Annotated in this window: 19 protein-coding genes; 9 read left to right on the top strand and 10 right to left on the bottom strand. The window is 71.0% G+C overall.

Annotated elements, in window-relative coordinates:
- Window positions 1–10: 10 nt before the first annotated feature.
- From AB0M92_RS16485 to AB0M92_RS16470, 4 genes are read right to left on the bottom strand one after another with little or no spacing between them, the layout of a single operon-like run.
- Complete coding sequence (locus tag AB0M92_RS16485) at window positions 11–295, bottom strand: DUF1918 domain-containing protein (RefSeq protein ID WP_366102837.1); 285 nt, start codon at window positions 293–295, stop codon at window positions 11–13.
- Complete coding sequence (locus tag AB0M92_RS16480; RefSeq protein WP_366102836.1) at window positions 292–2,865, bottom strand: cation-translocating P-type ATPase; 2,574 nt, start codon at window positions 2,863–2,865, stop codon at window positions 292–294. Before AB0M92_RS16480 ends, AB0M92_RS16485 begins: the two co-directional genes overlap by 4 nt.
- Window positions 2,866–2,872: 7 nt before the next feature.
- On the bottom strand, window positions 2,873–3,736 hold the full coding sequence (locus AB0M92_RS16475) for a universal stress protein (RefSeq protein ID WP_366102835.1): 864 nt from the start codon (window positions 3,734–3,736) through the stop codon (window positions 2,873–2,875).
- Window positions 3,733–4,641 carry a universal stress protein gene (locus tag AB0M92_RS16470; protein ID WP_366102834.1) on the bottom strand — a complete coding sequence of 303 codons (909 nt, stop codon included), beginning with the start codon at window positions 4,639–4,641 and terminating at the stop codon, window positions 3,733–3,735. The genes AB0M92_RS16475 and AB0M92_RS16470 overlap by 4 nt, the downstream gene beginning before the upstream one ends.
- Before the next feature lie 276 nt (window positions 4,642–4,917).
- On the opposite strand from AB0M92_RS16470, the gene AB0M92_RS16465 reads away from it, so the two are divergent.
- From AB0M92_RS16465 to AB0M92_RS16440, 6 genes are all read left to right on the top strand, one after another.
- On the top strand, window positions 4,918–5,553 hold the full coding sequence (locus AB0M92_RS16465; protein ID WP_366102833.1) for a CBS domain-containing protein: 636 nt from the start codon (window positions 4,918–4,920) through the stop codon (window positions 5,551–5,553).
- A 33-nt stretch (window positions 5,554–5,586) separates the two neighbouring features.
- A complete protein-coding gene (locus AB0M92_RS16460; protein ID WP_366102832.1) occupies window positions 5,587–6,456 on the top strand; it encodes a universal stress protein in 870 nt (289 codons plus the stop codon).
- Window positions 6,457–6,524: 68 nt separating this feature from the next.
- The gene (locus AB0M92_RS16455) at window positions 6,525–7,157 is read left to right on the top strand and encodes a CBS domain-containing protein (RefSeq protein ID WP_366102831.1); all 633 of its coding nucleotides are present in this window, start codon (window positions 6,525–6,527) and stop codon (window positions 7,155–7,157) included.
- A 13-nt stretch (window positions 7,158–7,170) separates the two neighbouring features.
- Window positions 7,171–7,767 carry a CBS domain-containing protein gene (locus tag AB0M92_RS16450; protein ID WP_366102830.1) on the top strand — a complete coding sequence of 199 codons (597 nt, stop codon included), beginning with the start codon at window positions 7,171–7,173 and terminating at the stop codon, window positions 7,765–7,767.
- A 112-nt stretch (window positions 7,768–7,879) separates the two neighbouring features.
- Window positions 7,880–8,758: a universal stress protein gene (locus AB0M92_RS16445; protein WP_366102829.1), complete on the top strand. Its 879-nt coding sequence runs from the start codon at window positions 7,880–7,882 to the stop codon at window positions 8,756–8,758.
- A gap of 24 nt (window positions 8,759–8,782) precedes the next feature.
- Window positions 8,783–9,775: a nitroreductase family protein gene (locus AB0M92_RS16440; RefSeq protein ID WP_366102828.1), complete on the top strand. Its 993-nt coding sequence runs from the start codon at window positions 8,783–8,785 to the stop codon at window positions 9,773–9,775.
- 23 nt (window positions 9,776–9,798) lie between these two features.
- Here the strand turns inward: AB0M92_RS16440 and ppk2 are convergent, their stop codons facing one another.
- The gene (gene ppk2, locus AB0M92_RS16435) at window positions 9,799–10,593 is read right to left on the bottom strand and encodes a polyphosphate kinase 2 (protein WP_366102827.1); all 795 of its coding nucleotides are present in this window, start codon (window positions 10,591–10,593) and stop codon (window positions 9,799–9,801) included.
- Between the two features lie 274 nt (window positions 10,594–10,867).
- Between ppk2 and AB0M92_RS16430 the strand changes: the two genes are divergently transcribed.
- Window positions 10,868–12,550, top strand: a complete 1,683-nt coding sequence (locus AB0M92_RS16430; RefSeq protein WP_366102826.1) for a GAF domain-containing sensor histidine kinase — start codon at window positions 10,868–10,870, stop codon at window positions 12,548–12,550.
- A gap of 14 nt (window positions 12,551–12,564) precedes the next feature.
- Here the strand turns inward: AB0M92_RS16430 and AB0M92_RS16425 are convergent, their stop codons facing one another.
- The gene (locus tag AB0M92_RS16425) at window positions 12,565–13,059 is read right to left on the bottom strand and encodes a pyridoxamine 5'-phosphate oxidase family protein (RefSeq protein ID WP_366102825.1); all 495 of its coding nucleotides are present in this window, start codon (window positions 13,057–13,059) and stop codon (window positions 12,565–12,567) included.
- A gap of 127 nt (window positions 13,060–13,186) precedes the next feature.
- On the bottom strand, window positions 13,187–13,513 hold the full coding sequence (locus AB0M92_RS16420) for an STAS domain-containing protein (protein WP_366102824.1): 327 nt from the start codon (window positions 13,511–13,513) through the stop codon (window positions 13,187–13,189).
- A gap of 255 nt (window positions 13,514–13,768) precedes the next feature.
- Here AB0M92_RS16420 and AB0M92_RS16415 point away from each other — a divergent pair, with 255 nt between their 5' ends.
- Window positions 13,769–14,476, top strand: coding sequence for a response regulator transcription factor (locus AB0M92_RS16415; RefSeq protein ID WP_366102823.1), 708 nt, complete (start codon window positions 13,769–13,771; stop codon window positions 14,474–14,476).
- A gap of 59 nt (window positions 14,477–14,535) precedes the next feature.
- Here AB0M92_RS16415 and AB0M92_RS16410 read toward each other — a convergent pair whose 3' ends face one another.
- Window positions 14,536–15,411, bottom strand: coding sequence for a universal stress protein (locus AB0M92_RS16410; RefSeq protein ID WP_366102822.1), 876 nt, complete (start codon window positions 15,409–15,411; stop codon window positions 14,536–14,538).
- A gap of 238 nt (window positions 15,412–15,649) precedes the next feature.
- Between AB0M92_RS16410 and AB0M92_RS16405 the strand changes: the two genes are divergently transcribed.
- Entirely contained in the window at window positions 15,650–18,010 is a 2,361-nt protein-coding gene (locus AB0M92_RS16405) for a phosphoketolase family protein (RefSeq protein ID WP_366102821.1), read from the top strand.
- A gap of 14 nt (window positions 18,011–18,024) precedes the next feature.
- On the opposite strand, the gene AB0M92_RS16400 is transcribed toward AB0M92_RS16405, so the two are convergent.
- Window positions 18,025–18,846 carry an ABC transporter permease subunit gene (locus tag AB0M92_RS16400; RefSeq protein ID WP_366102820.1) on the bottom strand — a complete coding sequence of 274 codons (822 nt, stop codon included), beginning with the start codon at window positions 18,844–18,846 and terminating at the stop codon, window positions 18,025–18,027.
- The gene (locus tag AB0M92_RS16395; RefSeq protein ID WP_366102819.1) at window positions 18,843–19,760 is read right to left on the bottom strand and encodes an ABC transporter ATP-binding protein; all 918 of its coding nucleotides are present in this window, start codon (window positions 19,758–19,760) and stop codon (window positions 18,843–18,845) included. The genes AB0M92_RS16400 and AB0M92_RS16395 overlap by 4 nt, the downstream gene beginning before the upstream one ends.
- Window positions 19,761–19,785 lie beyond the last annotated feature (25 nt).

Below are 19,785 nucleotides of genomic sequence, written 5' to 3'. Positions count from 1 at the left end.
GCCTTCCCAGTCAGCAAGAGGCCGTTGCGCCGTTCGGCCTCTCCTCGTGCCGCGGCGGGCCGGTTTCGTCGTGCAGGTGCCGGACGTGGGCGTCGGGGCCGGGGAAGAACACGCTGGTGCGGCCGGTGTCGGACCAGCGCACGTCATAGGGCGGGGTGCCGTCGTCGTGGTGCAGGGCGACGACTTCGCCGTCACGGCCGGGCTTTCCGACCATGGGACCGCCGACGAGGATCTGGTCGCCCACTGCGGCATGGATGCCGTGCGCGTCCGCAGGTGAATACGTGTTCATGGTCATGCCTTTCGGTGGAATGCGCTCCGCAGGAGCCGGGCTGTGACGAATGCTGCGAGGGCTGCCGCAGTGGCCAGGGCTGCGCCGGCCCAGCCCACCGGCTGGGTGTCCAGCAGCGACTGCAGGGCGGGAACGTGCAGGGCAGCCATCGCGAGGAGGGCGGAGGCCGCCACGGCGGCGGGGAGGAAGAGGTTCTGGGTGGTGAGCAAACGGGCCCTCAGCCCCAGGGACACGCCCAGCTGGGCTCCGAGGAGGGACAGGAAGAGCACGCTCTGCCAGGGCAGGCCCATGCCACGCGCGCCGATGGCGGCGGTCAGGCTGAACACTGTCACGGCAGCGGCGAGGACGAGGAGGCGTTGCCACACGCCTGCGGCCAGAATGTGCTGTCCCGGCGGCCGGGGCGGCCGCCGCATCGCCGTGGGTGCTGCCGGCTCTGCGCCCATGGCCACGCCGGTGAGGCCGTGGGTGAGGAGGTTGATCCACAGGATCTGTCCCGCCCTGAGCGGGAGGGCCAAGCCGAGCAGGGGACCTGCCAGCATCACGAGGATCTCGGCCGTTCCGCCGGCCATGGCGTAGACGAGGAAGCGCCGGATGTTGTCGTAGACGCGGCGGCCTTCCTCGACGGCCGTGACCACGGTGGAGAGCTCGTCGTCCGTGAGGACGAGGTCGGCGGCCTGGCGGGCCACCTCGGTGCCGCGGGCCCCCATGGCGACGCCGATGTCGGCCTGGCGGAGGGCGGGGCCGTCGTTGACCCCGTCCCCGGTCATGGCCGTGACTGCGCCGCGGGCCCGCCAGGCGTGGACGATGTCCAGCTTCTGCTGTGGATCGGTCCGGGCGAAGACCCGGACCGCGGTCAGGTCGGTGTCCGGCGCCGCGGCCAGCTCTGGTCCGGTGACGACCGCGTCGGCCCGGCCGTCCTCGACGAGTCCGATGCGTACGGCGATGGCGTGGGCCGTCGCCGGATGGTCGCCGGTGATCATGACCGGGGTGATGCCGGCGGCGCGGCAGGCTGCCAAGGTGGCCGCTGCCGCCGCTTTCGGGGGATCGCTGATGGCGATCAGGCCGAGAAGGCTCAGTCCGTGTTCCGCCTCGGCGGCGGGTCGGCTCCACTGGAGCCGTTCGGTGCCTGCCACTGCCAGGACCCTGAATCCGTGCGCGGCCAGCTCGGCTGCACGTTGGCGGGCCCGGTCCAGGACCTCGGGCGGCTCGGCGAGCACCGTGGGAGCCAGGACGGCCTCGGGCGCCCCTTTGAGGCAGACCAGGACGTTGCCGTCGGGCAGATGGTGGAGGGTGGTCATCCGTTTGCGGAGGCTGTCGAACGGCGCCTCGCCGATTCGGGGACAGGCTCTGTGCAGCTCGGCCGGGTCGGGGCACCCCGCCTTGGCAGCGGCTGCCAGCAGGGCGGCCTCCATGGGATCGCCCACGGCCGTCCACACGCCGGATCCGCCCTGGGGCGGTTTCAGGCTCGCGTCGTTGCACAGTGCGGCCGTGGTGAGCAGCTCTTGCAGGGGGCGGAGCTGCTCGGGTGCCAGGGAGTGGCCGGCGCGGGTCAGGGCTCCTTCGGGTTCGTAACCGCTGCCGGACACGTCGGCGGATCCGGACGGCGTCCACACGTGCTGGACGACCATGCGGCCCTCGGTGAGGGTGCCGGTCTTGTCCGTGGCCAGCACGCTCACCGAGCCGAGTGTCTCGACGGCCGGAAGGCGTCGGATCAGGGCCCCCCGGGCCGCCATGCGGCGGGCCCCGAGGGCGAGGGCGAGGGTGACGACGGCGGGCAGCGACTCGGGTACTGCCGCGACGGCGAGGCTGATGGCGGTGACGGCCATCGTGCTCACGTCGAGACCGCGTACGAGGCCGAGGGCGAAGAACAGCACGCACAGGGCGACGGTGGCCGCGGCCAGGACGCGGCCGAGGGAGGCAAGGCGGCGCTGGAGCGGGGTCGGCCCGCGTTCCCCGTCGAGGAGCGCCGCGATCTGGCCGAGGGCGCTGGAGGGACCGGTGGCCGTGGCGGTCGCGACACCCCGCCCGCGCACCACGACGGTGCCGGCGCCGACCGTGTCACCGGCGGCCTTGGCTACGGGTTCCGATTCGCCGGTGAGCATCGACTCGTCCATGAGGAGAGCGGACGCCTCGGTGAGATCTGCGTCCGCGGCGACGATGTCTCCCTCGCCCAGGAGCAGGCTGTCACCCGGCACCACGAGCGCTGCCGCCACGTCGTGCGCTTCGCCGTCGCGCCGTACTCGGGCGTGTGGGGCCGAGAGAGCGGAGAGCACGGCGACCGCGCGGTCCGCCCGGACCTCCTGGCTGACGCCCACGGTCGTGTTGAAGACGACCACCAGACCGATGACGACGGCGTCCGGGTGATCGCCGATCGCGATGGTCAGCAGTGCGGCACCGAGCAGCACCATGATCAGTGGATCACGCAGCTGTGCCAGAACCCGCCGGCGCAGGGACCGGGGCTGCGGAGGAGCCACCTCGTTGCGTCCGTAGCGGGCCAGTCTGTGTTCGGCCTCGGCCTGGGTCAGCCCCGCCGGGGCTGGGGAGCCGACAGGCTGGTCGATCGCGCGGCTGGTCATGGCGGGCTCATCCGGTGGGGACGGTGATCACCGGGCAGTGCGCACGGTGCAGGAGGCCGTGGACGACGGACCCGATCCGCATGCCGGTGTATCCGCCGCGGCCGCGTCGGCCGACGACGACGGACAGGGCGTGCTCGGCAGCCTGGGCGAGTTCCTCGACGGGGTGGCCGGTGAGGACCTCGTGGGTCACGTGCACGTCGGGGTACTTGTCGGACAGGCCGGCGGTGGCCTCGGAGAGCAGGGCCCGCTGTGCCCGCAGCGCCACCTCTTCGTCGTCCAGCATGATCAACGGGGGCTGCCACACGCAGACGACCCGCAGCGCCGCGCCCCGGAGGTCGGCCTCGTCGAAGGCGAAGGCCAGTGCGGCGGTGGCGGACGTGCTTCCGTCGATGCCCGCGACGAGGTACGGCGGCTGCTGGCTGATGTGCTCGGCGTCGCCCACGACGACTACCGGGCAACAAGCCTGGGCGGTGACGGGGACCACGAGGGAGCCGGCGCTGAAGAACTCGGCGGTGCGGCTCAGGTGCCGGGATCCGAGGACGACCATGCGGGCTTCCCGCGCCGCGCCGCCCAGCACATGGGCCGGGAATCCGCCGCGCAGATCACTGGTCACCGCCACCTCCGGTTGGCGGTCACGCACCCAGTTGCACGCTTGTTCGAGTCTGTCGGATCCGGCTTGCCGCAGGGCCATCTGGTCGGGGGTGCCGTCCACGTGATGGGTGTCGTGCTGGGGCGGTACGGCGAGCACCAGGCGCAGCGGGAGCCGGCGCCGTTGCGCCTCGTCGGCGGCCCAGGCCAGGGCGAGGTGCCAGTCCCTGTCCGGATCGATGCCCACGACGAGGTCATGGCTTCCTGTCTGGTGACTGGTCATGACCGGCTCCCGAAGTCGGTGCCGGTCCGGGGGATGAGGAGGACGGGGCAGTGGGCGTGGTGCAGCAGGCTGTGCGTGGCCTTGCCCAGGTTGGGGGCGAGCCCGAGGGAGCCTGGGGCCCGGCGGCCGCCCATGACGAGCAGGTCGGCGTGACGGGACGCCTCGACCAGGACACGGGCCACGGAGATGCTCTTCTCCGCATCGGCCTTCACCTCCAGGTCGGGGAACTCCCCGCGGACCACGTCCGTGACGGCCCGCAGGGCCTCAGCGTGCCCGCCGGCGATCTCGTCGACGCCGTCGAGCATGCTGACCACTTCGCCGACGGACTGGAGCACGTTCCAGACGTGCAGCAGCCGCAGGGAGGCCTTGTGCAGCTCGGCTTCCTTGGCGGCGTACCGGGCGATCAGGAGGTCGTGCTCATCGCGGATGGCCGCGAGGACGGTGTCGGTCTCCTCGGCCCCCTCGACGCCACGGACAACGATGACGGGCGTCATGGCGATGGCTGCGGTTCCCAGCCCGACCGAGCCGAGCATGAGGGAGTTGAACCCGCCCAGGCCGCGGTTGCCCACCACGACCGTGCCGTGGAGCCCGCCGGCCCGGTGCAGGCTGTCGACGGCGCCCGCGCGGCTGAACTCGGTGGTCACGTTCAGCCCCGGGTGCTCGGCCGACACGGTCTTCGCCGTCTGGTCCAGGAGCGCCCGACCGTTGACGCGGACCCGTTCGATGGTCTCCGCCGACAGGTACAAGGCCCTGCCGTCGGTGTCGGCGCCAAAGACGATGTGAAGGGGACGGTCCCGGCGTACGGCCTCCTTGGCTGCCCACAAGGCAGCGACCTGTGCCGACTCCGAGCCGTCCACGCCGACGATGACCGAGCTGGTATCCGGGGTGCGGAATGTGGTTTCCACGATTCCTCCCAACCGAGAGCCTATGAGGGACACCCCTCACGCTGGCACCTCCGGCGCTTCGGCAAGAGGGCCGCCCGGGACCGGCGACGGGACCAAAGGTCCCGTCGTGGTCGACCAGTCACGTCGGGCCCTGACGGGCCCCGGTCGGGACCGTTCGGCCCTCGATCGCCGGCGATCGTCGATGGATGGTGGGGGCACACCCCACACCGGACACCAGCCTCGTGGGGCACGGCGGAGCAGGAGGGCCTCATGAAGCACATCAAGGTGGCAGACCTGATGACCGACGAGGTCGTGTCCGTGGCCCCGGGCACGGGCTTCAAGGATGTCGCGAAGCTCCTCGCCCAGTACGACATCTCCGGGGTCCCTGTCCTGGATGACGAGGACCGTGTGGTGGGCGTCGTCTCGCAGACAGACCTGCTTGCCCACGCGGTGCCGGGCTCCCATCTCCCTGAGATGACCACACCGGCACCTGGGCCGCCCACCGCGGGCGAGGTCATGTCCGCGCCCGCGGTCACGGTCCACACCGAGGAGACGGTGGCTGACGCGGCACGGCTGATGACCCGACGAGGTATCGAACGCCTCCCCGTCGTGGACGTGGAGGACCGGCTCGTCGGCATCGTCACCCGCCGGGACCTGCTCCGCATGTTCCTGCGCCCGGACTCCGAGATACGCCGACGTGTCACCGACGAGGTACTCACGGAGGTACTCGGTGTGCCGTCTGAGGACGTCGACGTCCACGTCGTGGACGGCTTCGTCACCTTGGACGGCCGTGTCGAGCGCCGGAGTCAGCTCCCCCCGCTCATCAGCCTCGTCGAGCAAGTCGAAGGAGTCGTCGCTGTGGCATCGCGTGTCACCGCCCGCACCGACGACACGGCGGCCACTCAGGCGGACCGGCACGCAATGCCGTGGTGATGAACACCGGATGGTACGAAGGGAATCGCAGCCATGCAACACCACGTGACCGTCGGAGTCGACGGCTCCCCGGAGAGCAGGGCAGCGGCCCGCTGGGCAGCGCAGGAGGCCGTCCTGCGCCGGGTGCCGCTGCGGCTGGTGCACGCCGTTGACTGGCCTCTGGACCCGGTGTACCCCGGCCTGGGCCGCCAGGACGTGGACCGTTGGGCGGACCAGGCCCTGAGCGAAGCCGCACAGGAGCTGCACCGGCGCCACCAGAGCTTGGAGATCACGACCCGTTGCCTGACGGCCCGGCCGGCCGCCGCCCTCGCGGCCGAGGCCGCCGACGCCGGGCTGCTTGTTCTGGGATCGCGCGGTCTGGGCGGCCTCGTCGGTTTCGTCATGGGCTCGGTGGCGACGTCCACCGTGGTGGCGACCGACACCCCCGTCGTCCTCGTCCGCCTCGCCGACGATCCGGACGGGCCGGGCACGGGCTCGGGCGCCGAGATCGTCGTAGGCGTCGACATCCATGAAGCGTGCGACCGGGTGCTCGCCTTCGCCTTCGAAGAGGCGGCCCGGCGCGACTGCCCGCTGCGGGCGGTGCACGGCTGGAAGATGCCGACCGCCTACAGCTACGCCCCCTTCTTCGACCCGGACAACGAACGGGACATCGGCAGGAGCGTCACGCACATGGTGGGCGACATGCTGCTGCCCTGGCAGCACAAGTTCCCCGACGTGAACGTCATCCACACCGTGTTCACGGGGTCGGCGGGCGAGCATCTCGTCAAGGCCACCCAGGGTGCGGGACTCGTCGTTGTGGGACGCCGTGTGCGCCACTCTCCCCTCGGCGCGCACCTGGGCACCGCCGCCCACGCGGTCCTGCACCACGCAGCATCCCCCGTGGCCGTCATCGCCCACGACTGAAGGAGCCGCATCCGGTGAACGCCCTCGCACCATCGCGAGTACCGGCCGTCCCGTCGAGGAGGAAGACCATGAAGCACCTGCGCAACGTCGAGGACGTCATGACTCACGCCGTGATCTCTGTCGACCGAGGAGCCGCGTTCAAGGACATCGTGGAAGAGCTGCGTATGTGGAACGTCAGCGCCCTCCCCGTCCTTGCCCAGGAAGGACAGGTGGTCGGCGTCGTCTCCGAAGCCGACCTGCTGCTCAAGCCCCAGGGCGCCGACACGGCCCACGACACCACCGCCGAGCAACTGATGACCCGCCCGGCCGTTACCGTCACGAAAGACGCCACCATCCCCACCGCGGCACGTCTGATGGCCCGCAGGCACCTCAAGCGCCTTCCCGTGGTCGACGGCGAGGGCCGCCTCGTCGGCGTGGTCAGTCGCGGTGACCTGCTCAAGGTCTTCCTGCGCCCGGACGAGGACATCGGCGCAGAGATCCGCGAGCTGGTCATGTACCAGCTGCTCCCACAACTTCCCGCCGAAGCGCACGTCCACGCGCACGGTCCCGTCGAGGTGCACGTCCACGTCGCCAACGGCATCGCCTACCTCAGCGGGTCGCTGCCGGACCCCGCGATGGAAGACATCGTCGTACGCGCCGCCGGAACCGTACCGGGCGTCGTGGACGTCAAGGCGGACTTCGTCGCCCCTGTCTCGGCATGAGGGCACGACCGCCATGAGGCACCGCAGCGTCGCGGACCTGATGACGCCCAGCGCCGTCACCGTCCGGCGCGCGACCGCCTTCAAGGAAATCGCCAGGCTCCTGAAGGAGTTCGACATCACCGCCATGCCGGTGATCGACGAAGCCGGCCACCCGGTCGGGGTCGTCTCCGAAGCCGACCTGCTCCGTCGGCGGCCCGTCGGCGGTGCGGCAACCGCCGAGCAGCTGATGACGAGCCCGGCCGTCACGGCACGGCCCGAGTGGAGCGTGGTGCGCGCCGCCCGCGTCATGCAACGGCACCGGGTCAAGCGGCTGCCGGTCGTCGACGAGGAAGGCCGCCTGGTCGGCATCCTCAGTCGCAGCGATCTGATCCAGCTCTTCCTCCGCCGCGATCACGCGATACAGGCAGAGATCCTCGAGGACGTACTCACCCGGACACTCCACCTCGCTCCTTCGGCCATCACCGTCGAAGTCGACGACGGCCTGGTGACACTCAGCGGCACCGTGCCGCAGCCGGGACTGCTGCCCGTGGTGGTCCGCCTTTGCCAAAGCGTCGACGGGGTCGTCGACGTCGACAGCAGACTCACCTGCACTGAGGCCGAGCGAAGCTGAGCGGGCAAAGGAGGGCCGAACGGTCCCCGGTTGGCCCGCTCGGACCTTCCCAGGGACACGGCAAGCGGAAGAACCTGGAGGAAGCCGGCCATACGGCCCCGGGAGGAACACCATGTCGAACCTGATCACGGTAGGTCTGGACGGATCGAGCGCCGGCAGCGCAGCAGCCGGCTGGGCCGCCAACGAGGCGGAACTGCGCGGCGCGGCTCTGGAACTCGTCCATGCGGAGGACTGGGCACAGTACGGGCCCTTCGCCGCTCCACTCCCCGAACCGCGTCCTCAGTGGGCCGAGGACCTCCTTGCTCTCACGCGGGACAGGCTGCTGCGCGATCACGGCACACTGGACATCAGCACCCGCGGCACGAGCGGGCTCACGGCCTCGAAAGTCCTCGCCTCGTCCGCAGCCGAGGCGGACCTGCTCGTCCTCGGCTCCCGTGGTCTCGGCGCCGTCGCAGGGTTCGTCGTGGGCTCGACCGCCTCGGCGACCATCCCCGAGACCGAGACGCCCGTCGCCCTCGTGCGCTCCGTCGACGGCCAAGACCAACCGCCCGGTCCCGCGGACGGCGCCGGACCGGTGGTGCTGGGAGTGGACCTGCGCAGCAACTGCGACCGGCTCTTCGCCTTCGCCTGCGAGGAAGCGGACCGACGGGCCTGCCCGCTCGTCGTCGTACACGGCTGGTCGCTCCCGCCGGTGTTCTCCTACGCTCCCCACCTCGATCCTGGCGTCGCGAGGGAGATGGCCGACGGGCTCGAGACCACGCTCCGCGGACTGCTGCGGCCCTGGGAACAGAAGTACCCGCGACTCGCCGTCGACGCACGCGTCGTCATCGGCCAGCCCGCCATACAGATCCTGGACGCGGCGTCCGGCGCGGCACTCGTGGTCGTCGGCCGGCGCAACCGCCGCCCGGCTCTCGGCGGCCGCATCGGTCCCATCACCCACGCGGTGATGCACCACGCCACCTCACCGGTCGCCATCGTGGCGCACGACTGAGGCCGGACAGACAGGAACAGTCCCGTGACCGCAACACACTTCGACCCCGACACCGTCATCCGGCTCGTCGGTGACGCCGTCACCGCCCCGTCCATGCACAACGCCCAACCGTGGAAGTTCGAATTCCATGTCGGCAGCGGTGCACTCGCCCTGTACGGCGATCCGGACCGCGCCATGCCCCGAACCGACCCGGACCACCGAAGCCTCCACCTCGGCTGCGGCGCGGCACTGTTCAACCTCCGCGTGTCCGCCGCCTCGCTCGGCCTCCCGGTCCGCGTGCGGCTGCTGCCCGACGACGCCGAACCGTGGCTGCTCGCCACGGTGACCACCGACGACACCGCGGACGCGGAACGCGAACTGGCCTCCCTGCACGGCGCCATCCGGCGTCGGCACACCAGCCGGTACCCCTTCGGCGAGGAGCCGGTGCCGACGGCGTTGCTGGACGGTCTGTGGGCCGCCGCCCACTTGGAGGGCTGCCGCCTCACCGTCCCGGACACCTGGCACATCGACACCGTGCTCGGGCTGGTACGGGACGCCGAGCACCGCGAGGAGATCGATCCGCTCGCCCGGGCGGAGACTACGGCCTGGACCTCCCATACGCAGAGCGATGCGGGGACGCGCCGCGACGGCATTCCCGCCGCCGCATTCGGGCCCAAGGCATCCGGCCGGGCCGCCCCCGTGCGCGACTTCGGTTGGGCCAACCCGATACCGGATCGCGGCTGGGCCGTGTTCGAGAAGCGTCCGCAGCTGGCCCTGCTCAGCACCGGGGGAGATACGAGAGCCGACTGGCTGCGCGCAGGCCAGGCCATGGAGCGGGTCCTGCTGCAGGCGACCGCCGACGGCCTTGCCACGTCGATGACCTCCCATCCGCTGGAATGGCCTGAGCTGCGATGGACGGCCCGCGACCCGGTCGCGGCCATGGGACACGTGCAGATGGTCTTCCGCCTCGGCTACGGCCCCGCAGGCCCCGACACCCCACGGCGTCCGTTGACCGAGGTCCTGGAAATCCGGGAGTAGACACCACCGGCCCCCACCTCGGTTCAGCCCTTTCCGAGGGTGGCCGCGTGGTCGGGTACGGCGGTCTGCAGCTCCTTGGACGGACGCTGGTAGCCCGTGGACGGCGGCCTCGGAGGCAGGGTCAGCGAGGGTACGGCCACGTCTTCATAGGGAACCGAGGACAGCAAATGGGCCATCATGTTGAGTCGCGCGCTGCGCTTGTCGTCACTCTCGACCACGTACCAGGGGGCGTCGGCCGTGTCCGTGTGAACGAGCATCTCGTCCTTGGCCCTCGAGTACGCCTCCCAGCGGGTGAGGGACTCCAGATCCATCGGAGAGAGCTTCCACCGGCGCAGCGGGTCCTCCGCCCGGCGCCGGAACCGCTCCCCCTGCACCGCGTCGCTGACGGAGAACCAGTACTTGCGGAGCAGGATCCCGTCCTCGACCAGCATGCGCTCGAACTGCGGGCACTGGCGCAGGAAGCGCTGGTGCTCGACGGGTTTGCAGAACCCCATGACGTGCTCCACCCCGGCGCGGTTGTACCAGCTGCGGTCGAAGAGGACGATCTCTCCGGCGGCGGGCAGATGCTCGACGTACCGCTGGAAGTACCACTGAGTACGCTCCCGCTCAGTCGGTGTCGGCAGGGCCGCAATGCGCGCGACACGGGGGTTCAGGTGCTCGGCCACGCGCTTGATCGTGCCGCCCTTGCCCGCGGCGTCACGGCCCTCGAAGACGACGACCAGGCGGGCGCCCTCCGCACGCGTCCACTCCTGGAGCTTGACCAGCTCCGTCTGGAGCCTCAGCAGCTCCTTCTCGTAGACCGCCTTCTTGAGGGTCATCGACGCCACCGTCCCTTTCGTCGTCCAGTGCTGCGATCAAGTCGGTCACGGCGCGCGCCGGCGCGCAAGGCCTTCTCGCGCGCCGCACGGGTGTGTCGAAACGCCGGACCGGACCTCACACCCAGCGTTGACCGGGCATCCGCTCCCCCCGTCCGCGGTGCCGCGGCGGATGCCCTCCTCCAGCCCGACCGCGCCGATACGCTGGCTCCGGACGGGACGGGCAGCGAAGGGGAATCACGTGGGTGTCGGGGATCCGTTGACGCAGGTGCCTCGGATGCGGCTGGACGAGCTGCTCGACGAGCTCCAAGTACGCATCGACGCCGTACGCGGCACCCGCGACCGGGTGCACAGCCTGTTGGAGGCGGTCGTCTCGGTGGGCCGCGAGCTGGATCTGGCCCAGGTGCTGCGGCGGATCGTCGAGGCGGCTGCCCTGCTCGTGGACGCCGAGTACGGGGCGCTGGGGGTCATCGGGGCCGATGGGCGCTCTCTGTCCCAGTTCCTGACCGTGGGGCTCAGCGAGGAGGCCATCGCCTCAATCGGGCCCTTGCCTGCCGGTCACGGTCTACTCGGCGAGGTCATCCACCACCCGGAGCCCTTGCGCCTCACCGACCTGGGCGCGCATTCCTCGTCGTACGGCTTTCCGCCGAACCACCCGCCGATGCGCACGTTCCTCGGCGTGCCGATCCGGGTGCGTGACGAGGTGTTCGGAAACCTCTACCTGACCGACAAGCGGGGCGGACTCGATTTCGATACCGAGGACGAGACGGTGATCTCCACCCTCTCGGTGGCGGCGGGCGTGGCGATCGACAACGCACGGTTGTACGAGGGGGCGCAGCGCCAGCAGCGGTGGCTCAAGGCCAACGCGGAGATCACCGAAAGCCTGCTGTCGGGCAGTTCCCGTCCGGCGGTGCTGCAGCTCATCGCCCTGCGGGCCCAGGAGATCACGGGGGCCCGTATCGCCGACGTCTCGATTCCGGTGACGGGGGCCGAGGGGCTGTTCGTGGAGTTCGCGGCCGGTGCGGACAGCAAGGCCCGTCAGGGACTCGTCGTCCCCTTTGCGGGCTCCCTGTCGGGGACCGCTCACCGGACGGGGCAGCCCGTCACGGTCGTGCCCGCCTCCGAGGACAGCATCCATGCGGCCGATGTCCAGACACAGGGTGGGCTGGGTCCCGCCGTCGCGGTCCCGCTGGGCACCGCCGGCGGCGAGAGCCGGGGCGTACTCCTGCTCGCGCGCGCGGCCGGCGAGCCCGTGTTCGGCGAGAACGAGTTGGAGCCGCTCGTCGCCTTCGCGGGACAGGCAGCCATCGCCTTGGAGCTGGCCGAGCGGCGTCGGGACGCCGAGCAGATCGCACTGCTGGAGGAGCGGGACCGGATCGCGCGGGACCTGCACGACCTGGCCATTCAACGGCTCTTCGCCACCGGCATGACCCTCCAGAGCGCCGCGCGGCTCGTCGAGCACGAGGGGGCCGCCGAGCGTGTCGGTCGTGCGGTCGACGACCTGGACGAAACCATCAAGATCATCCGCTCGACGATCTTCGGTCTGCGCACCAAGGACCGCGAGAGCGGCCCTGGTCTGCGGGCCCGCGCTGCCCGGGCCGTGGGGGATGCGGCCACCACCCTCGGCCATCCGCCGCGCCTGAGCATGGAGGGCCTGCTCGACACGGACGTCCCGTCCGACGTGGCCGATCACGTGATGGCGGCACTCGGCGAGCTCCTGAGCAACGCCGCCCGCCACGCAGGCGCGAGCCGGGTCGCCGTAACCCTCAAGGCGGAACCGGGCGAGGTCGTACTGACGGTCTCCGACAACGGCAGGGGCATCCCGGCCCAGGGCCGCAGGAGCGGGCTGCGCAACCTCGAAGACCGGGCGCAGGGCCTGGGCGGGTCCTTCACCGTGGACGCCCCCGCCGAGGGAGGCAGCCGACTCGTGTGGCGGGCGCCGATTGCCGCCGGAAGCTGACCGGACCGACGCGGTCACCGCGGGGTGACCGGTTCCGGCAGCGTCTGCGCCTCCAACCGGAATCCGGTCACGAGGTCCGGACGAATCCGCAAGGCTCGGGCCATGGACCGTCCCGCCCAGGGCCGCAGCAGGGAAGCGAACCGAGCTGCGTCCTCAGCATCGGTCACCGGGCAGGCGTAGCCGGTGACGACGACGCTCCAGCCGAGGTGGGTAACAGGATCGATGGCGTCCGCTTCATAGGCGACGACCACGCCGGGGCCATCGGCCGGGACGACGAGGGAGGCGAGCGCTCCGTCGTCGTGGATCCGCACGACGACGTCCTCGGCCTCGACGAGGTGGTTGACCGGGCGGACTGCCGGCAGGGCGTGCTGCGTGAAGACGATGCGCCCCAGGGACACCGTCGCCAGCAGCCTCAGCGCCTCGGCCCTGTCGAGCTCGCGCATGCGCCGGGTGGCCGTCGAATCCCCCTCTTGACCACTGGTGCGCCGTATGCCACCGGCCTCGTCCATGCTGCGCACCTTCATCCGGTTTCGATCGGTCCTTGCGGCTTCCGAGTCACCAGCCTCCCTCCCGACCACCACGAGGACCAGGGACCAACGGTCCCGAGCCGGGGCCCTGTTTCGGACACCGCCCTGGTCAGGATGGCGCGAGCCACAGCACCCGGTCGGCGCCGAGCACCCGCATCGACTTGGCCACCAGCGGCGGTACGTCCACCAGCCGGAGACGGGTCCCGGTCGAGTGGCAGCGGTGGTGCACGCGCAGGAAGAGGTCGACGCCCGCGCTGTCGCAGAAGGAGATCCCGGGCAGGTCGAGGACGAGGCTGCGGTGACCGGATGCGGCGAGGGCGATGAGTCGGGGTTCCACCTGCTGCGCCGTGTGGAAGTCGAGCTCTCCGGCCAAGGTGACCCGCACCTCGCCGTCGTTCCTCACCGCGGTCTTCAGGTCGATCAAGGTGGTCGTCATGGAACCTCCACGCTGTGTGCGGCTCTGCGGTCGAGCCGCTCCTTTCCCCGTGCGACACCAGCTCACCGCGGCCGGTCCGGCCCCGGGAAGGACCGCATGCCCCCTGCGCAGGGCCGAAGGTCCTCCGTTCCTCGTCCCGCATCGCTCGTGACAGGGGCCGAATGAGGGCCGATCGGCCCTGGCCGTCAGGCCCCTTCGGCAGGCAAGATGCCGGGGTTCGTGCACCCAGGACGAACCAGGCGAAGGAGTTGCGTCATGACCGACAGCGGTGCCCCCTCCCCCACCAGGACGCCGATCACGGTCTTCCTCCTCGACGACCACGAGGTCGTACGCCGTGGGGTGCACGACCTGCTGGACGCGGAGCCCGACCTGAGCGTGGTCGGTGAGGCGGGGACGGCGGAGCAGGCCCTGATCCGCATTCCCGCGCTGCGCCCCCAGGTGGCGGTCCTCGACGTACGGCTCCAGGACGGCGACGGCGTGAGCGTGTGCCGTGAGCTGCGCTCGCGGATGCCCGAGCTGGCCTGCCTGATGCTCACCTCGTTCGACGACGAGGAGGCCCTGTTGGACGCCGTGATGGCGGGTGCCTCCGGATACGTGCTGAAGCAGATCACCGGTACGGACCTGGTCACCGCCGTCCGCACGGTCGCGGCGGGCCAGTCCATGCTCGATCCGGGAGCCACGACCCGGCTGATGGCCCGCATGCGCGGTGACGCGCCCGAGGAGGAGCAGGTCCCGGGTCTGCCCGGCTTCACCGACCGGGAGAAGGAGGTCCTCGTCCTGGTCAGCGAGGGGCTCACGAACCGGGAGATCGGCAAGAGGTTGTACCTCGCGGAGAAGACCGTCAAGAACATCATCTCGCGCCTGTTCACCAAACTGGGCGTGGAGCGACGCGTCCAAGCCGCCGTGATCGCCAGTCATACGCTGATTCCGCCGAGCCAGCGCCCGTTCCCGAGCTCGGAGTAGTCGGCGGTCGGGCACGCGGTACGACCGCGTGCCCGACCTGCCGCCCGCCCCAGGACGGATCAGGCGTGCGGGACCACCACGACAGGACAGATCGCGTGGTGCAGGACGGCATGGGCCACGGACCCGATGTGCGCCCCCACCGCAGACTCGCGGACGCGGCGGCCCACGACGAGCAGTTGCGCGTCCGACGCGGCGCTGAGCAGCACCTGGCCACCGCTGCCCTGCTCCACGTGCGCGATGACTTCGACCTCCGGGTACTTCAGCCGCCACGGCTCCAGCGCCTGCTCCAGCGCGGCCTTCTCATACGGCTCCAGGCCGCCGAACTGGTCGGCGATCCACATCGACCCGGGGCTGTAGCCGTAGACCGGGGGCAGGCTCCAGGCCCGGACCGCACGGAGCGGTACCTTGCGTGCCGCGGCCGCTTCGAAGGCGACGCGCAGTACCTCGGCGGACTCCTCCACGCCGCCCTGTTGTCCGACGACGACCTCACCCTCTTCCGGTACGGCGACCGGCCTGCCGTGCGCAGAGCGTACGGAGACGACGGGGCACTCGGAGGCGGCGATCACCTGCCGGCCGTACGAGCCCAGCAGGAATCCGACCAGGGTTCCGTGTCCGCGCGTGCCGATGACGAGCATCTCCGCGTCCTTGGCCGCGTGCAGCAGGGCCGGGACGGGCGCGTCGGAGAGAACTTCCGCAGCGGGGTCCAGTCCCGGGTACCGGTGCGTGAGCTCGCCCACGACCTCCTTCAGCACGTCGTCGGCGCGGCGGGCTTCGGTGTCGCGGTCCTGGACGATCGGGGCGGCGAGCGGCTGCCACAGCCAGGCGTGGACCACGTGCAGGGGCAGGTCACGCCGTACGGCTTCCCGCGCGGCCCAGTCCGCCGCAGCCCGGCTCTGAGGGGATCCGTCCACTCCGACCACCAGATTGCGCTTCACGAGTCTGTCCTCCAAACCGATGCCGGGCATCGGGGTCGGCCGTCAGGGGAGTGGCGCCGGCCGGGGGAGACCGGCGCCGATGTCCCCCACCCTCGCGGCCGGGCGCCGTGGCGCACAGGGGCCGACAGTCCCTCCCCCAGGGCCGGTTCTCCCCTCGCGGCAGCGGCTCGGGGCAGGCAGCGTGGAGGCGTCGGCTCAGTCGACGAACGTTCCCGGACCGTCGCACTCAGGAGCGGGCATGACCACGCACCCCATTCCGGAACTCGACGCGCACTGGCGCGCCGCCAACTACCTGGCTGTCGGCCAGATCTACCTCATGGAGAACCCGCTGCTCACCGAGCCGCTGCGGCCGGAGCACATCAAGCCGCGGCTGCTCGGCCACTGGGGCACCTCACCCGGCCTGAACCTCGTCCACACCCACCTCAACCGTGTGATCAAGGACCGCGCGCTGGACGCGCTGTGCATCTGGGGGCCCGGCCACGGCGGTCCGGCCGTCCTTGCCAACTCCTGGCTGGAGGGCACGTACACCGAGACCTACCCGGACATCACGCGGGACGCGACCGGCATGGCGAAGCTGTTCCGGCAGTTCTCCTTCCCGGGCGGCGTACCGAGCCACGTGGCACCCGAAACCCCCGGCTCCATCCACGAAGGCGGCGAGCTCGGATACTCCCTCGCCCACGCCTACGGCGCCGCCTTCGACCACCCCGACCTGCTGGTCGCCTGCGTCATCGGGGACGGCGAGGCCGAGACGGGGCCGCTGGCGGCTTCCTGGCACTCGAACAAGTTCCTCGACCCGGTCCACGACGGCGCGGTCCTGCCGATCCTGCACCTCAACGGCTACAAGATCGCCAATCCGACGGTCCTGTCCCGGATCCCCGAGGACGAGCTCGACGCGCTGCTGCGCGGCTACGGGCACGAACCGCTGTACGTGACCGGCAGCGACCCCGCCCAGGTGCATCACGCCATGGCCCGTGCCATGGACCACGCCCTGGACCGCATCGCGCTCATCCAGCGGGAAGCCCGGGCAGCGGGCACCGGACCGCAGCACGAGCGCGCACGCTGGCCGATGATCGTTCTGCGCACTCCAAAGGGCTGGACCGGACCCGCAACCGTCGACGGCGACCCGGTCGAGGGCACGTGGCGGGCGCACCAGGTACCGCTCGCCGGGGTGCGCGAGAACCCCGCCCACCTGCGGCAGTTGGAGGCCTGGCTGCGCTCGTACCGGCCGGAGGAGCTCTTCGACACCGACGGCCGGCCCACGGCGCAGGTTCTGGCCTGCATCCCGGACGGCGAGCGCCGCCTGGGCGCCGTACCGTACGCGAACGGAGGCCGCATGCTGCAGCCGCTGCCGCTGCCCGTGCTCGACACACACGCCGTCCCCGTTGACAAGCCCGGCCGTACCCTCCACGAACCGACCCGTGTCCTGGGGCACTTCCTCGCCCAGATCATGGGGGAGACAGCAGGACGGCGCGACTTCAGGGTCGTCGGACCGGACGAGACCGCCTCCAACCGGCTGGACGACCTGTACGACGCCACCGGCAAGGCCTGGCAAGGCATGACGGAGGCCACGGACCGCAACCTGTCCCGTGACGGCCGCGTCATGGAGATCCTCTCCGAACACGTCTGCCAGGGCTGGCTGGAGGGATACCTCCTCACCGGCCGCCACGGACTCTTCTCCACCTACGAGGCCTTCGCCCACATCGTCGACTCCATGGTCGGCCAGCACATCAAGTGGTTGAAGACCTCGCGCGAACTGTCCTGGCGGGTCCCGATCGCCTCCCTCAACTACCTGCTCACCTCACACGTCTGGCGCCAGGACAACAACGGCTTCTCCCACCAGGACCCCGGCTTCGTCGACCACGTCCTCAACAAGAGCCCCGAGGTCGTGCGGGTCTACCTGCCTCCGGACGCCAACACCCTCCTCGCCGTGGCCGATCACGCCCTGAGCAGCCGCGACCAGGTCAACGTGATCGTCGCCGGCAAGCAGCCCTGCTTCGACTGGCTGCCGATCGCCGAGGCCCGCATCCACGTGACGCGGGGTGCCGGCGTCTGGGAGTGGGCGGGTACCGAACACGGCTCCCGTGAACCGGACGTCGTACTCGCCTGCGCCGGAGACGTACCCACCATGGAGGTCCTGGCCGCGGCGGCCCTGCTCCGCGAGCACCTCCCTTCCTTGGCCGTCCGGGTCGTCAACGTCGTCGACATCGCCCGGCTCATGCCCCACGAGGAGCACCCCCACGGCATGACGGACGTCGAGTACGACGCGCTCTTCACCACCGACAAGCCGGTGATCTTCGCCTATCACGGCTACCCGTGGCTCATCCACCGGCTCGCCTACCGCCGCGCCGGCCACCCGAACCTGCACGTGCGCGGGTACAAGGAGTCCGGCACGACGACCACCCCCTTCGACATGGTCGTGCGCAACGACCTCGATCGGTACCGGCTCGTCATGGACGTCATCGACCGCGTCCCAGGGCTGGCCGGCCGAGCCGAGGGACTGCGCCAGGCCATGGCCGACCAGCGCATCCGCCACCACAGCTGGATCCGCGAGCACGGCACCGACCTGCCGGAGGTCGCTGACTGGTCCTGGCCGTACTGAGCCCGGAGACGAGCTCAGGGCGCGAGGTCTCGGCGGCGGAGCACCGCGTGAGCCAGCAGGATGCCCAGGAGTCCCACGCCGACGAGGATTCCGAGCTGCGGCCAGAGCACGCCGCCTTCGGCCAGGGCGTCGCCCGGGGCGTAGTAGTGGAACGGGCTCAGGAACCTGAGCGGGGCTGCCGGGGCCCAGGCCAGAGCGATGAAGTTGACGGCGAATCCCACGGCTCCGATCGCGATGGTCGCGCCGACGACCTGGGCCCGCCGTCGTCCCATCGCCGATACGGCCATCGCAGGCCCGATCAGGCACAGGGCAAAGCCCAGCCCCATGACCCCGGCGGCGAACACCCCGCCGATCGGCACCACACGGTGGATATCCGGTGACAGGGCCACCCCCGCCGCTACCGTGAGGGTCGCCGCCAGGTTCAGGGCCAGCGCCGCGAGCACCAGTGCGGCGGTCCGCTCCGTCAGCAATCGGATGCGGGTGACGGGACGCACCATGACCAGTTCCACCGTCCCGGACTCCACGTCCGCCGCCACCGCTGCCGCGGCGAGCGAACCGATCGCGGTGAGCTGCATGGCGATCCAGAACGGGTGGGTGAGGCCCGCGCCCAGCAGCCCGGGGTAGCTGGCGATCGAAACGTCGCCGCTGGATCCGCTGAAGGCCCGGTAGGCCGAGGGCGGTCCCTTCCCGCCCGCCGCGAAGAGCTGACCGGGCGGGATCGCGTTGGCGACGACGACGATGAGCGCTTCGAAGACGACCATCCCGATGATCAGCGCGGCCAGCATCCGGCGCCGCCGGTACAGGGCGAGCCACAGCAGCGGCAACCGCCGTCTCACGGCCCCTCCCGCGCGGCGCCGTTGCGGTACAGGTCCATGAAGGCCTCGTCCAGCCCGGCCTCCTCTACCGTGACATCGACCACCGCCGGGCCGAGCAGTGCCCGCAGGGCACCCACCACCTCGCCCGGCGGAACGAGCAGCTCCACCCGGTCTCCTTGCCAGCGCGGTGCCCAACGCTGGGCGTCGCCCAGTGGCCGTGCGCCCTGTCCGTCCGCGAAGGACAACCTGATCCGCCGGGCACGGGCCTCGCGCAGGCCGGCCACGCTCTGGACCGTGACAAGCCGCCCGTCCCGGATGATCGCCACCCGCCCGCACGTGCGCTGCACCTCCGGCAAGATGTGGCTGGAGAGCAGGACGGTGCGTCCAGCCGTGGCAGCCTCGCCCAGCAGCGCGAAGAACGTCTCCTGGACCAACGGGTCGAGCCCTTCGGTCGGTTCGTCGAGCACCACCAGGTGCGGGTCGTGCTGCATCGCCTGCACCAGACCGAGCTTCTGCTTCATGCCCCGCGAGTAGCCCCCGACTGGGCGGGCGAGGATCACGGGCGTCAGCCCCAGCCGGTCGCACAGCTCGCCGCGGCGGGGCACGGGGGCGCCCTGGAGCGCGGACAGTAGATCCAGCGTTTCCGCTCCGGAGAGTTCCGGGTACAGGCGCAGTTCACCCGGCAGGTATCCCAGGTGCGGGGCCACGCCGCGGTGATCGGCGATGGGGTCCAGCCCGAGCACCCGAACACGCCCCTCGCTCGGCCGGAGCAACCCCGTCAGGCACCGCAGCGTGGTCGTCTTCCCCGCACCGTTCGGCCCGAGGAAGCCGAACACCTCACCTGGTCGCACCGTGAGGCTCAGGCGGTCGACGCCCAGCACCGGCCCGTACCTCTTGGTCAGTCCGGTCAGCTCGATCGCCGGCCCGTCACCCATGAATCCAGTCTGAGCCCGCTGCCGG

The sequence above is a fragment of the Streptomyces sp. NPDC051582 genome (genome assembly GCF_040681715.1).
In the GTDB taxonomy this organism is placed as follows: domain Bacteria; phylum Actinomycetota; class Actinomycetes; order Streptomycetales; family Streptomycetaceae; genus Streptomyces.
Note: the sequence above shows the minus strand (reverse complement) of the source record. Positions and strands in the feature narration are given on the sequence as shown.